The following is a 13,751-nucleotide window of genomic DNA, read 5'->3' on the forward strand; positions in this document are numbered from 1 at the left end:
GATGGCCGGGCCGTTCGCGGCGCAGCGCATGGGCGACATGGGCGCCGACGTGGTCAAGGTCGAGCCGACCAGCGGCGAGTGGCAGCGCCACGCCGCGGCCGGCGGCGCGCACGGCAACAAGGTCAACGTCTCGTTCCTGTCGCTCAACCGCAACAAGCGCAGCCTGGCGGTCGACTTGAAGGCGCCCGAGGGTAAGGCGCTGCTGCTCGAGCTGGTCAAGGACGCCGACGTGTTCCTGCAGAACTACCGGCCGGGCGTCGCCGAGCGGCTGGGGGTGGACTATGCGACGCTCAGCGCGATCAACCCGCGGCTGATCTACGTCTCGATGTCGGGCTATGGCGAGGACGGGCCGTACCGCAACTATCCGGGCCAGGACCTGCTGCTCCAGGGCATGTCGGGCGCGATGATGTCGACCGGCGCCGACGGTGCGCCGCCTTCGCCCGCGGGCCAGTATCTGGTCGATGCGATCACCGCCTATTCGGCTTTCGAGGGCGCGCTCGCCGCGCTGTTCCACCGCGAGCGCACCGGCGAGGGGCAGCTGGTCCAAGTCAACATGCTCGACGCGATCACCACGATCCAGATGCAGGAACTGTCGGTGTTCACCGTCGGCAACAAGCCGCAGGCGCGCTCGACCGAGCCGCATGCGCATGCCTATATCCGAGCGCCGTACGGCGTGTTCGCGACGAAGGACGGCTACATCACCGTCGCCATGGCTTCCCTGAAGAAGCTCGGCGAGCTGTTCGACGACCGCTTCTTCGACGGGCTCGACGACGAGCGCGACAGCTGGGCGTTGCGCGATCAGATCTTCGCGAAGGTGCGCGAGCATCTTCCCGCGCGGACCAGCGCCGAATGGCTCGGGGATATGCGCGCGCGCGATATCTGGGCGGGGCCGGTCTATGGCTATGCCGACCTGGTCGAGGATGCGCAGATCCAGCACAACGGCACCTTTGTCGAGTACGACCATTCGACCGAGGGCCGCGTGAAGACCCCCGGCTTCCCGATCCGCTTCTCCAAGACGCCCTCGACGGTCGAACGCGGCGCGCCTTTGGTCGGCGAGCATAGCCGCGAGCTGCTGCGCGAGGCGGGGCTCGACGATGCCGCGATCGAGGCGCTGATCGAATCGGGCGTGGTGCGCCAGCACGGATGAGCGTCCCCTCGTATCGCGGCCTGACCTGGGACCATCCGCGCGGCTACAACGCGCTGGCGGCCGCGGCGGCGCGGGCCGAGGGGCTGGCGCTGAGCTGGGACAAGCACCCGCTCGAGGGGTTCGAATCGCATCCGATCGGCAACCTCTGCGCGCGCTACGACCTGGTGGTGCTCGATCACCCGCATGTCGGCGAGGCGGTCGCGGCGGATTGCCTGGTGCCGCTGGAAGAGTTGTTCGAGGCGGACGAGATTGCGGGCTGGCGAGCCGAGGTCGCGGGGCCGTCGCTCGCCAGCTACCATTATGGCGGCCGGTACTGGGCGCTGCCGCTCGACGCGGCGACTCAGGTGATGGCCTATCGCCGTGAGACCGTGGCGCTGCCGCCGCTCGAATGGGCGCAGCTGCCTGCATTTGCCACCGAACATGCGGTCGCGCTGTCGCTGGCGGGGCCACATGCGATCCTGAGCTTCCAGTCGATCTGCGGCGCGTTGGGGTTCGAGCCGGCGGCACCGCGCGACGGATTCATGGATCGCGCGATCGGACGCGAGGCCTATGCGCTGATGGCGGCGTTGACCGGCGACGTCACCCGCCGCGCGCGCGACCTCAACCCGATCGCGATGCTCGGCGCGATCGAGCGCGGCGAGGGGATCGACCTGTGCCCGCTGATCTACGGCTATGTGAACTATTCCCGCGGTGTCGGTTTCACGAATGCACCCGCCGGTCCCACCGGCAGGATCGGCTCCACCCTCGGCGGCACCGGCATCGGCGTGTCGAAGCGCTGCGAAGTCACCTCCGAATTGCTCGACCATCTGCGCTGGCTGATGTCGGAGCCGGTGCAGCGCGGTTTCATCCCCGGGCATGACGGCCAGCCCGCGCTGCGGCCGGCTTGGCAGGACGGCTCGGTCAATGCGGCGACCGGCGGTTTCTTCGCGGCGACGCTCGCCACGGTCGACGCCGCGCTGCTGCGCCCTCGGCACGACGGCGCGATCGCCTTCCAGACCGCTGCATCCGCGCGATTGCGCGCGGCGTTGCTCGATGGCGATGCCGCCGAGCCCGTGCTCGACGATCTCGAAATCCTGTATCGCACGCACCATACGGCCGGAGCCGAGACATGACCGACGACCTGCTGTTCATCGTGGCCGACCATGTCGCCACCATCACCCTCAACCGCCCGGCCAAGCTCAATGCGCTGACGCCCGAAATGGCCGCCGCACTGATCGCCGCCGTGGGCGAGTGCAACGCCAGCGACGCGGTGCGCTGCGTCGTGATCACCGGCGCGGGCGAGAAGGCCTTCTCCGCCGGCTCCGACATCACCACGCTCGACGGCTATGCGACGCCGTGGGACTTCCGCAACCGCGACGATTATTGCGACGCGCTGCGCGCCTGCCGCAAGCCGGTGGTCGCCGCGGTCAACGGCTATGCGCTGGGCGGCGGGCTGGAGACGGCGATGGCCGCCGACATCCGCATCGCCTCGACCAACGCGAAGTTCGCCGCGCCCGAGATCAAGCTCGGCTGGATCGGCGGCGGCGGGATGGCGGCGGGGCTCACCTACTCGATGGGCGCGTCCAACGCAGCGCTGATGCTGCTCACCGGCGACATGATCGATGCCGACAAGGCGCTCGCCTGGGGGCTGGTGAGCGAGGTGGTCGCGCCCGACGCGCTGCTCGCCCGCGCGCAGCAGATCGCGGCGACGATCGCCTCGCGCGCGCCGATCGCGGCGGAGACCGCCAAGCTCAATTTGCGCGCGGCACACACCATGCCGTGGGACAAGGCGATCGAATATGAGCGCGACCTGCAGGCGATCTGTTTCGCCACCGAGGACGCGAAGGAAGGCCGCGCCGCGTTTGCGGAAAAGCGCGCGCCCGAGTTCCGGCGGCGCTAAGGCTCGACCATGACCAAGCCGAAGATCCTGCTCACCCGCCGCTGGCCCGACGCGGTCGAGGCGCGCCTTGCCGCGAGCTACGCGGTGACGCGTAACGAGTCCGACGTGCCGATGGACGCCGCCGCGCTGGCGCAGGCGATGCGCGAGCATGACGCGCTCTGCCCGACGGTGACCGACAAGATCACGCGGGAGGTCATCCTCGCGGGGGGACGCCGCGCCCGCATCATCGGCAATTACGGCGCGGGGTTCGAGCATATCGACCTCAAGGCCGCGCGCGAGGGCGGGATCGTGGTCACCAACACCCCCGATGTGCTGACCGACGCCACCGCCGACATCGCGATGACGCTGATCCTGATGGCGACCCGCCGCGCGGGCGAGGGCGAGCGCGAGTTGCGCGCCGGCGAGTGGACCGGCTGGCGGCCGACGCATCTCCTCGGGCGTTCGCTGCGCGGCAAGGTGCTGGGGCTGGTCGGCTATGGCCGCATCGCCCGCGCGGTCGCCGAGCGCGCGAAGGCGTTCGGCATGCGGGTCGTGGTGCACAGCCGCAGTCGTGCGGACGATGTGCCGGAGGACGCCTATCATGCCTCGCTCGACAGCCTGCTGCGCGTGGCGGACGTGGTTTCGCTCCACGCGCCGGGCGGCGCGGCGACTCGGCACATGATCGACGCGGCGGCGCTCGCGGCGATGAAGCGCGACGCCGTGCTGGTGAACACCGGGCGCGGCACGCTGATCGACGAGGCGGCTCTCGCCGACGCCCTCCGCGCCGGTACGATCGCCGCCGCCGGGCTCGACGTGTACGAGCGCGAGCCGGCGGTCGAGGCGGCGCTGGTCGGCCTGCCCAACGCGGTGCTGCTCCCGCATCTGGGGTCCGCCACGCTGGAGACGCGCGAGGCGATGGGGATGAAGGTCGCCGACAATCTCGACGCCTTCTTCGCCGGGCGCAAACCGTTTGACCGCGTCGCTTGAGATCGTCGCGCAGGCGGTCGCGAGCTGGCTGGATGCCGGACCGCGCCCGCTGATCCTCGGCATCTGCGGATCGCAGGGCAGCGGCAAATCGACCCTCGCCCGCGGGCTGATCGAGCGACCGGGCGTGCGCGCCGCGGTGCTGTCGCTCGACGATCTCTATCTCGGCAAGGCGGCGCGGGCCGAGCTGGCGCGAGACGTCCATCCGCTGCTCGCCACGCGGGGCGTGCCGCTGACCCATGATGTCGCGCTGGGCTGCGCGATCCTGGATGCGGTGAAGGCGGGTCAGGGCGTGCGTCTGCCGCGCTTCGACAAGGCCAGCGACGAACCGCTCCCCGAAGCGCAATGGGAGGCAGTCGACGGCCCGCTCGACCTGCTGATCTTCGAGGGCTGGTGCGTCGGCGCCGCTCCCCAATCGGACACGGACCTCGCCGCTCCGGTCAACGATCTCGAACGCACCGAAGACCCCGACGGTCGCTGGCGCCGGGCGGTGAACGCTGCGCTGGCCGGTCTCTATCAGGCGCTGTTCGCACGCCTCGACCGCCTGGCGCTGCTCGCCGCGCCGGGCTTCGACGTCGTGCGGGGCTGGCGGACCCAGCAGGAGGCGGAGCTGCGCGCGGCACTCGCCGCGGCGGGCCGCGATCCCGCGCTGGCGATGACCGATGCGCAGATCATGCGTTTCATCCAGCACTATGAGCGCATCACCCGCGCCATCCTTGCCGAGATGCCCGGACGGGCAGATTTGACGCTGCGGCTCGACTCGGATCGCAGGGTGATCGCCAAAACCTGACTTACAGCTTGCGATCATCGACCCGCTAATTCATCATACGATAAACAGCGACGGGAGAGATCATTGCTCGAGACGCGGGCCGAGTTCAGCCGCCGGGCGGCATTGCTGGGAGCAGGGGCGGCATTCGCCGCGAGCGCGGTGCCGGTGCGCGCGACCGGATCGCTGAGCGGCTTCCACGACGTCCGCGACTATGGCGCGAAGGGCGACGGCAAGGCGATCGACTCCCCGGCCTTCAACCGCGCGATCGAGGCCGCGAGCGCCAAGGGCGGCGGCACGATCGTGGTGCCTCCGGGGCGCTATCTCTGCTTCTCGATCCGGCTCAAGAGTCACATCACCTTGGTGCTCAGCCCCGGATCGGTGATCGAGGCGGCGAGCCCGGACAGGCACAAGGGGCAATACGACCTGCCCGAGGGCGTGTGGGAGGAGCAGTTCGTCGACTATGGACTCGCCCATTTCCACAACAGCCTGATCTATGGCGACGGAGTCACCGACATCGCCATCATCGGTCACGGCCTGATCCATGGCCTGGGCCTCGACCGCGAGGGGCCGCCGCAGGGCTGGCACGGCATCCCGGGCTGGAAGTCGCCTCGCGAGCGCGGCCTGAGCGCCGATGCCGCGCGGCGCGCCAATCCCGAAGAGATGAAGTACGAAGGGCGCGGCAACAAGGCGATCGGCCTCATCCGCTGCCGCAACGTGCTGCTCAAGGACTTCTCGATCCTGCAGGGCGGGCATTTCGCCTGCTATGTCATGGGGGGCTCGAACGTCCGCATCGACGGGCTGACGGTGGATACCGACCGGGACGGCATCGATCTCGACTGCTGCCGCGATGCGCGCGTCACCAACTGCCTGGTCAACGCGCCCAAGGACGATGCGATCGTCCTGAAGAGCAGCTACGGGCTGCACGAGGCCCGCTTCTGCGAGGACGTGCAGGTGACCGGCTGCAAGACCAGCGGCTATCTGCTCGGCACCGTGCTCGACGGCACTTACCGGAAATCGCCCTATCTCGCCCCGGACAAGGTCGGCGTGCTCGGGCGGATCAAGCTCGGCACCGACAGCATCGCCGGCTTCCGCAACATCCTGATCGCCGACTGCGTTTGCGAGAATTCGCGCGGGCTTCAGCTCGGCGCGATCGACGGCGGGGTGCTCGAGGATGTGACCTTCCGCGACATCAACCTCGTCAATCCGGTCAACCATCCCGTCTTCCTGCGCCTGTCCGCGCGCAACCGTGCGCCGAAGGGCGCGGGCGTGGCGAAGGTGCGGCGGGTGCGCTTCACCGATATCCAGGTGTCGGGAGCACGTCGCGAATATCCATGCGGCGTGGTCGGGATCGAGGACGGGATCATCGAGGATGTGAGCTTCCGCGGCGTGCACGTGAGCGCGGCGGGCGGCGGCACTGCCGAGGATGCCGCGCGGCAAGTGCCCGAGCGGCGCAATTCCAGCCTCGAGCCGAGCTTCATGGGAACGCTGCCGGCGCACGGCCTCTATGCCCGGCATGTGCGCAACCTCGCCGTCACCGACTGCAGCTTCGACGTCGCGGCGCCCGATGCGCGGCCCGCGGTGGCGCTGGAGAATGTCGACGGTGCGGTGATCGACGGGCTGACCTCGCCCAAGCCGCGCGACGCCGCGGTGCGCGCGAGCGCCAGCCGCAACATCGCGATCGGATCGGTTCAAAGCTTCGCCTGAGCCGCGGCAGACCGACGGCTTCTGCTCACCCCCAAAGCGTGCTGCGATAGGCGTCGAAGCAGCGTGCGCCGCAGTAGAGCCGGATCAGCGCGCCCTCGGCGATCGCGGTGGCGCGTGCCGGATCCTCCTCGACCGCAGGCTGGATCGCTTCCTTGTTCCACGCCGCGCTGTGCTTGATGTCGAGCACGGCGTGGACCGAGAAATAGCGCCGCTCCTTGCCCGAGAAACCAAGCCGCTTGAGCCCCTCCGCGACCATCGCCGAGCGGCCCGGCGCGGTGAGCTCGATCGCGCCGAGCGCGCCGACCGAATGCCAGGCATAGCGCCGCGTGCTCGCCATCGCGGTCATCGCATTGGCGAGGCAGAGGCTCTCCCACACCGTGCGCTCGATCGAGGGATCGACCTTGAGCGTCTCGACCAGCGCGTCGAGCATCGGGCCGTGCATCCCCTGGAAGGTGCCGTGGCCCATCTCGTCCCAGTAATTGCGCGCGAGTTCGAGCTTGGGGCGGACCGGCAGCTTGACCTGAGTCATTGCGACGAGATCGTCGAACCCGGCCTCGCCCGCCGCCTCCTGCTCGAAGAACCAGCGGAACTGGTCGATATCGGCGGTGTCGCGCAGCCAGGGGAAAAGCGGGTCGCCCTGGCCGGGGCCCGAATGCTCCAGTTCCTCGAACCACGCCATGAAGCCGTCAGGGTCGGTCGGCGCGGCGGCGGCTTCGTCGATCACCTGCGCGCGCAATTCCTCGAGAAAGGCGCCTTCGAGCCGCTGCATGCGCGTGTCGCGCTCCAGGGCGCGCTGCCAGTCGGGGTCGGGAAGGCCGGGGCTCAGCCGCTCCCGGTTCCAGTGCGCAAGGCCGCGCTGGAAGCTCGAGGTGAGAAACTGCGATCCCGCGGGCATGTCGCCGCGGACGAATCGGGTTGCCATGTCGTCATGTCTCCTGTCGCGGGAAGAACCGGAGAGCGGCGCGGTTGTTCCACGGGCCCGACAGTTGGAGCGCGAGCTAGGTCATTGAGAAGGCGTAATTACCCGAACCGACCTCGACGATCAGCCGGCGGTCGCGCATGCCCTTCACCGCAACGTTCGCGGCGTGCGCCAGCGGCTGCCCGCCCTCGCGAACCCGCTCGGCCGACGTGGCCGGAAGGCGGAGCTCGGCCACCGTGTTGGCCGGCACATGCAGGCGCGCCGTGAAGCCGCCGCCCGCGGCGATCTCCCACGCCGTCTCGATCCGTCCCATCGGGCTGTCATAACGCGCGCCGCCTTTCGGCACGCGGGGGTCGAGCACCGGATCGAAGCGCCAGCGCGCGAAACCCGGCGCCACAGGATCGATCCCGGCGATGCGGCGGAACACGAAGCCGTTCACCGCGCCGAGGGCATAATGGTTGTACGAGTTCATCTCGGCATTGCTGGTGTCGGCGTTCCACCGCTCCCAGATCGTCGTCGCGCCGGCCGCGATCATGTGCCCCCAGGAAGGCAGCGCGGTGCGTAGCAGCAGGTCGTAGACCAGCGCTTCCTGCCCCGTGTCGGCGAGCGCGTCGAGGCTGTAGGGCGTGCCGAGGAAGCCGGTCGAGATCAGCGTACCGCGCCGGCGGATATCGGCGGCGAGCCTTCCCGCGGCGGCGGTGCGCAGCCCCTCCGGCACCAGCCCGAAATGCAGCGCGAGGATATAGCCGCAATGCGATCCGTTGCCGACGCTGCCGTCCGCGCGGACGAACTCGCGCTGGAAGGCGCGGGCGATGTCGGCGGCGAGCGCGGCATAGGCCTTCGCTTCGACCGCCCGGCCGGTGGCGGCCGCCATCTCGGCGAGCCTGGCGGCGGAGCGCTGCCACATCGCGGTGGCGATCAGCGCCTTGGGCGTGGTCTCGTCGCCCGCTTCCTTGGCGTCGAACGCGACCCAGTCGCCATAATCGTAGCCGCGCTTGTTGCGCCAGATCAGGTCCGGGTTGTTGGCGCGCAGATAGTCGAGATAGCGCGTCATCGACTGCCAATGCTCGCCGATGATCGCGGTGTCGCCATAGCGCCGCCACACCGTCCAGGGCAGGATCACCCCGGCATCGGCCCAGCCGGGCGAGGTGCCGTTCGAATAGTCGCGCCAGCCCGACGGGGCATAGTCGGGATACTCGCCCTGCGGCCCCTGCGCGTCGCGCACGTCGCGCAGATAGCGGCGGGTGAAGGCGGCGACGTCCATGTTGAACGCGGCGGCGTCCCAGAACACCATCGCGTCGCCGGTCCAGCCGAGCCGCTCGTCGCGTTGCGGGCAATCGGTCGGGATGCCGAAGAAATTGCTGCGCTGGCTCCACAGCGTGTTGCGCCACATGCCGGTGATGATCGGGTTCTCGACCCGCAGCACGCTGGTCTCGCCGAGATCGCTGGAGACGACGATCCCTTCGAATTCGTCCACCGTGGGCGCGCGGCCGAGCCCGGTCAGCTCGGCATAGCGGAACCCGAAATAGGTGAAGTGCGGCTCGTAGGTCTCGCCCGCCGGGTCGCCGCGGAAGACATAGGTGTTGGTCGCCTCGGCAGTGCGCAAATTCTTGCGGCTGACGCTGCCGTCGGGATTGAGGATCTCGGCGAAGCGCAGCGTGACCTTGCGGCCCGCCTCGCCCTTGGCCTTGATCCGCACCCAGCCCGCGAAATTCTGGCCGAAGTCGAGCGTGTAGCGGTCCGGCCCGACCTGCTTCACATTCTTGAGCGGCACCGTGCGGACGCGGCGCAGCGGCGGGCCGGCATTGGCCTTGACCTCGCACGGCGGCACCGCGCCGACCTCGGCCGGGCGCCAGCCGCGCTCGTCGAACCCGGCCGACGACCAGCCCGGCTGCGCGCGGCGGGCGTCATAATCCTCGCCATAATAGATCTCGCTCTTCACCACCGGCGCGCCTTCGGAGAGGCGCCAGCTGTCGTCGGTGGCGACGATCTGCGTCGAGCCGTCGGCATAGGTCAGCTCGAGCTGGGCGAGCAGGCGCAGCGGCGGCGGGCCGAAGGCGAAGCGGCCGGCGAGGCCGTGGAAGCTGCCGTACCAGCCGTCCGTGATCATCGCGCCGATCGCGTTGGCGCCGGGCCGCAGCAGCGGCGTCACGTCATAGGCGCGGTAGAGGACGGTATCGCGATAGTCGGTGCTCTCGGGCGTCATCAGCGCATCGCCGACTCGCTTGCCGTTGATCTCCGCCTCGAACGCACCGAGCGCGGTGGCGTAAAGCCGCGCGCGGGCGATCGGCTTGCTCACCTCGAACTCGCGGCGCAGCAGGAAGGCGCCGCAGCCGGGGAACGCCTGGAGCTGGTATCTGCTCGGTTCGGCGACCGGCCAGCCGCTGTCGTCGAACGCGACCGCCTGCCAGCCCTCGGGCGCGTGGAGCATGGTGCGCGCGCCCTTCGTGGTGATGCGCCGATCCCCAGCGCGGAGCATCAGCGCGGTGGCGCATTCGTGGAGCTTGCGTTCGTTGAAGCCGCGCGGATCCTTGACCGCGACGGCCACGACATGGCGGCCGGCGGCGAGCTGGTGCGTGGTGACAGCGGGGGGCTCGCTGCCCGAGCGCGTGTCGCGATTGGGGCCGCGATTCACCTGCTCGCCGTCGACCCAGACGGTCGCCGGGAAGTTGCACACCGAGATCAGCGTGACCGGTCCGGCCTGCGGCAGGTCGAAGGCGAGGCGGAAGTAGCGCGGCGTTTTGTCCTTCGAGCGGTCGCCGCGCACCCACAACAGCCCCGCCTCGCGGTCGCGCTTGGCCAGCGCGGTCTCGGCCGCGATCCACTTGGCCCGCCAGTCCTCCTTGGCGAGCAGCGCCATCTCCCACCGCGCCGCGGGACTGGTGGAACTGCGCCCGCGCGCATCGCGCACGGTGACGCGCCAGTGCACGATCGCGCGCGAGGCGAGCGGCTTGCCGGCATAGGGGATGTCGAGCGACGCGGCGCTCGCCACCTCGCCGCTGTCCCACAGATCGGGCTTGCCCGCGCGAAGCAGTTCGGGGCTGCTCGCGGCCTCGATCCGGTAGTGCGTCTGGCGCACGCCGCGATCACGGCTCTCGATCCGCCACGACAGGCGCGGCGCGCGGTCGTCGAGGCCGATCGGATCGGTCAGGCCCTGCGCCTTGAGTCCGGTCACCTCGAGCGCGCCCGGAGCCAGCGCTGCGGCGGGCGTGTGTGCGGAGAGCGCGGCCCCGGCGACCCCCGCGCCCTGCAGCAGGCGCCGCCGATCGATCCTCGTCCCAGCCATCGTCACCCCTTCCGCTTTGCCTGATCGCCGGCCCTCGCCTCGTCCCGCCCGGGGGATCGCTTTAGTTTCGTGGCCCCGCGTCCTCGATCACCTTGCGCGCCTCGGCCGGCCAGTCGCGGTCCGGCACCAGGAAGTTGCCGCGCGCGTCGTTGCCGATCTGGGGCAGCCAGCGCCCGCCGGTCGACATCGAATTGTGCCAGTTGCCCGAGGCCTTATTATCGGTCGAGATCTTGCGGCGGTACATCTTGCCGGCGGTGTTGATGTTGAGCCACTTGCCGCCGGTCTCGACGACGTTGCCGGTTACGGTGAAGTGCTTGCTGCCCTCGTCGAGATAGATGCCGATCCGGTTCGAGATGTCGAAGATGTGGTTGTTGCGGATCACCGAATTGGGGTTGGCCGAGAGGTTGTAGATCGCCCCGCCATCCTCGTACCACAGCTTCACGCCATGGATGCGGTTGCCCTCGACCAGCGTGTTCCTGAGTGTGGTCGGTGTGGTGAACTTGGGGTTGTGGACGTAACCCTTCTGGTTCTCGTCGTAATTCGGATTGCCGCCCGCGTCGTTATAGCCCCAGCCCCAGCCGACCGCGATCGCGTCGTACGGCGCGTCGCTGATGTCGTTGTGGCGGATCGTCGCGCCGTCGATGTACGTCGTCAGGATCGCGGCATTGTCCTTGTAATCCTGGCTGACGGTGACGACCGTGTTGTCCTCGATCACGAGGTCGCGGTTGATGAGGTTGGGGTCGGTCGGATGGTGCGCGTCGGTGCGCACGCCGCCGGCCATGATCGCGCCGCCGGCGAGCACCGAGAAGCGGTTGCGCGCCACGCGGATGCCGTTCGTCGCGAGGCCCACACCGGTCAGGTGCGCCACCGGCTCGTTGCCGATGCCGAGCGCGATCTGGCCAAGCTGAGTGAAATGGTTGCCCTCGAAGGTCACGTCGCGCGCCGCCGAGACCTGCACCGCGGCTGGCATCTGGTGCCATTTGAGGCGCATCGACTCGAACTCGACGCAGCCCCAGCCGCACTTCTCCCACGCGTCCTTCGGCCGGATCGGCGAGACGTCGCTCAGATAGGCGCCGCTCTGCTGGTTGGCATAGCCGGTCGGCTTGCTCGGCCCCATCCAAGAGGTGTGCGCGAAGGTCAGGCCACGGAAGGTCAGGCGCTCGACCGGCGCGGCAGGGGTGCCGCTGATCGACACCAGCGTCTCCAGCGTCGGCACCACGACCTTGAGGTCCTTGATGTCCTCGTCGATCCCGGCGCGCAGGTAGAGCTTGCCGGCCTGCGGATCGATCACCCACTGGTGATAGCGTGCATGCCAGTCGTTGGTCTTGCCGATCAGCTCGAGCGCGCCCACCAGGAACAGCCGCGAATCCTCGGGGAAGATCGGCTTGGTGATCGTGTCGTAGCCCCAGCTGTTATTGTCCCAGGCGGGCTGCTGCATCGTCACGGTCATGCCGCTGATCGACTTCACCGGCGAATAGCGGTCGGTGAAGAAGCCGGTCGCCTCGAGCTCGAGCCGGTCGGGGCGGGCGAGCTTGGCGATATAGTCGTATTTCGGATTGACGATCTCGAAGCCGCTGGGGCCGAACTTGACGTCGGACGACTTGAGCTCGACCCAGGGCCGCTCGGCGGTGGTGCCGTTGACCCAGATCTGGCGAGTGTCGAGCCCCTTGGGGGTCGCGGCGACATAGATGCGGCGTTCTTCGTCGTAGCTCGCGAAGCCGGTGACTTCGATGCCCGAGGAGATGACCGGCTTGGCACCGTCGGCGGCGCGCCACTCGACGCGCTTGCCGTTCTGGCCGCCGTCGGCGCGGCGGAAGACGAGCGGCTTGGTCAGCCTGTAAGTGCCGTCGGCGAGGACGACCGTCACGTCGTCCCTGGTGTTGCTCGCGCGGACCAATGCCTGGGCGCGTTCGAGCGTCTGGACCGGCTTGGCCTGCGTCCCCGGATTGCGGTCGTTACCGCCGGGCGCGACATGTACCGTCACCTGCGCCATGGCGGTCGACGCGCAGAGAAGGGCGGCGGCGAGGGCGACCCGGCGGGCCAAGCGTGCGATCATCGGAACCTCTCCTGCATCATTCTCAATCGTCCATTGGACTGCACTAACAACCGTCATCCCCGCGAAGGCGGGGATCCATTCCGGCTGCCCTCAAGGCAGGAACCGCACCGACATGGCGAATGGATTCCCGCCTGCGCGGGAATGACGAGTCGGGTGGTTGAATACATTCAATTCACCCAGCCGCCGTCGATCACATTGACGGTGCCGGTGGTGAAGGCGCTCTCATCGCTCGCGAGGTAGACGGCGAGCGCCGCCAGTTCGGTCACCCGGCCGAAACGCCCCATCGCCTGGCGCGCGGTGAACTCGGCATAGGCCTTCTCGAAATCGCCGGTGTCGTGCAGGCGCTGGATCAGCGAGGGCGTCTCGACCGTGCCCGGGCAGATCGCGTTGCAGCGGATGCCCTTGGTCACATAGTCGATCGCGACCGACTTGGTGAGGCCGATCACCGCCGCCTTGGTCGCGCCATAGGCGAAGCGGTTCTGCACCGCCTTGATGCTCGAGCAGACCGACGACATGTTGATGATCGACCCGCCGCCGCGCGCGATCATGTTGGGCAGGACGGCGCGGATCATGCGGTATTGCGCGGTGACGTTGAGCGACTGGGAGAAGTCCCACGCATCCTCGTCGCAATCCAGGATCGTGCCGGCATGGACGAAGCCCGCGCAATTGTAGAGCACGTTCAATTCGGGATAGTCGGCGGCGATCGCCGCGACCTCGTCCTTGCTGGTCACGTCGAGTTGGCGCGTCTCGGCGCCGTCCAGACCTTCGAGCGCCTCGGCGCGGACATCGGTGGCGATGACGCGCGCGCCTTCGCGGACAAACGCTTCGACGGTGGCGCGGCCGATGCCCTGGCCCGCTGCGGTCACCAGTGCGATCTTGCCTTCGAGACGGCCCATAAAATCTCCCAAGGGGTTGAATGCGACAGTGGACATCGCCGCACCTATTCGTATGATGAATTATGTTTGACGCACATGCAAGCTTCGACTCGTCCCTCGATCGCCGCTCGACGCTCGGACTCCTCGCACTGC

General features: G+C 68.9%; 10 protein-coding genes. 6 read left to right on the forward strand and 4 right to left on the reverse strand.

Annotated elements, in window-relative coordinates:
• From ABDV68_RS13690 to ABDV68_RS13715, 6 genes are all read left to right on the forward strand, one after another.
• Positions 1-1,147 (forward strand): CoA transferase (locus ABDV68_RS13690; protein WP_343520600.1); only part of this gene is annotated, 1,147 nt, incomplete at its 5' end.
• Positions 1,144-2,259 carry a carbohydrate ABC transporter substrate-binding protein gene (locus ABDV68_RS13695; protein WP_343520601.1) on the forward strand — a complete coding sequence of 372 codons (1,116 nt, stop codon included), beginning with the start codon at positions 1,144-1,146 and terminating at the stop codon, positions 2,257-2,259. The genes ABDV68_RS13690 and ABDV68_RS13695, both read left to right, overlap by 4 nt.
• Entirely contained in the window at positions 2,256-3,026 is a 771-nt protein-coding gene (locus tag ABDV68_RS13700) for an enoyl-CoA hydratase/isomerase family protein (protein WP_343520602.1), read from the forward strand. Before ABDV68_RS13695 ends, ABDV68_RS13700 begins: the two co-directional genes overlap by 4 nt.
• A gap of 9 nt (positions 3,027-3,035) precedes the next feature.
• A complete protein-coding gene (locus tag ABDV68_RS13705; RefSeq protein WP_343520603.1) occupies positions 3,036-3,992 on the forward strand; it encodes a D-glycerate dehydrogenase in 957 nt (318 codons plus the stop codon).
• Positions 3,976-4,779 (forward strand): kinase, encoded by an 804-nt coding sequence (locus ABDV68_RS13710; protein ID WP_343520605.1) that lies wholly within the window; start codon positions 3,976-3,978, stop codon positions 4,777-4,779. Before ABDV68_RS13705 ends, ABDV68_RS13710 begins: the two co-directional genes overlap by 17 nt.
• 63 nt (positions 4,780-4,842) lie before the next feature.
• On the forward strand, positions 4,843-6,462 hold the full coding sequence (locus ABDV68_RS13715) for a glycosyl hydrolase family 28-related protein (protein ID WP_343520606.1): 1,620 nt from the start codon (positions 4,843-4,845) through the stop codon (positions 6,460-6,462).
• A 25-nt stretch (positions 6,463-6,487) separates the two neighbouring features.
• Here ABDV68_RS13715 and ABDV68_RS13720 read toward each other — a convergent pair whose 3' ends face one another.
• The 4 genes from ABDV68_RS13720 to ABDV68_RS13735 all read right to left on the reverse strand — a co-directional run bounded on the left by ABDV68_RS13720 (position 6,488) and on the right by ABDV68_RS13735 (position 13,619).
• Positions 6,488-7,384, reverse strand: a complete 897-nt coding sequence (locus tag ABDV68_RS13720) for an iron-containing redox enzyme family protein (RefSeq protein WP_343520607.1) — start codon at positions 7,382-7,384, stop codon at positions 6,488-6,490.
• 76 nt (positions 7,385-7,460) lie between these two features.
• Positions 7,461-10,667 (reverse strand): family 78 glycoside hydrolase catalytic domain, encoded by a 3,207-nt coding sequence (locus ABDV68_RS13725; RefSeq protein WP_343520609.1) that lies wholly within the window; start codon positions 10,665-10,667, stop codon positions 7,461-7,463.
• A 61-nt stretch (positions 10,668-10,728) separates the two neighbouring features.
• Positions 10,729-12,723, reverse strand: coding sequence for a right-handed parallel beta-helix repeat-containing protein (locus ABDV68_RS13730; protein WP_343520611.1), 1,995 nt, complete (start codon positions 12,721-12,723; stop codon positions 10,729-10,731).
• Positions 12,724-12,890: 167 nt separating this feature from the next.
• Positions 12,891-13,619: an SDR family oxidoreductase gene (locus ABDV68_RS13735; protein ID WP_343520612.1), complete on the reverse strand. Its 729-nt coding sequence runs from the start codon at positions 13,617-13,619 to the stop codon at positions 12,891-12,893.
• Positions 13,620-13,751 lie beyond the last annotated feature (132 nt).

Source organism: Sphingomonas sp. (assembly GCF_039595165.1).
Lineage (GTDB): Bacteria > Pseudomonadota > Alphaproteobacteria > Sphingomonadales > Sphingomonadaceae > Sphingomonas.

Coding starts and splice junctions, on each gene's coding strand:
- ABDV68_RS13695 (WP_343520601.1), top strand. CDS start 1,144: ATGAGCGTCCCCTCGTATCGCGGCCTGACCTGGGACCATCCGCGCGGC.
- ABDV68_RS13700 (WP_343520602.1), top strand. CDS start 2,256: ATGACCGACGACCTGCTGTTCATCGTGGCCGACCATGTCGCCACCATC.
- ABDV68_RS13705 (WP_343520603.1), top strand. CDS start 3,036: ATGACCAAGCCGAAGATCCTGCTCACCCGCCGCTGGCCCGACGCGGTC.
- ABDV68_RS13720 (WP_343520607.1), bottom strand. CDS start 7,384: ATGGCAACCCGATTCGTCCGCGGCGACATGCCCGCGGGATCGCAGTTT.
- ABDV68_RS13725 (WP_343520609.1), bottom strand. CDS start 10,667: ATGGCTGGGACGAGGATCGATCGGCGGCGCCTGCTGCAGGGCGCGGGG.
- ABDV68_RS13730 (WP_343520611.1), bottom strand. CDS start 12,723: ATGATCGCACGCTTGGCCCGCCGGGTCGCCCTCGCCGCCGCCCTTCTC.
- ABDV68_RS13735 (WP_343520612.1), bottom strand. CDS start 13,619: ATGGGCCGTCTCGAAGGCAAGATCGCACTGGTGACCGCAGCGGGCCAG.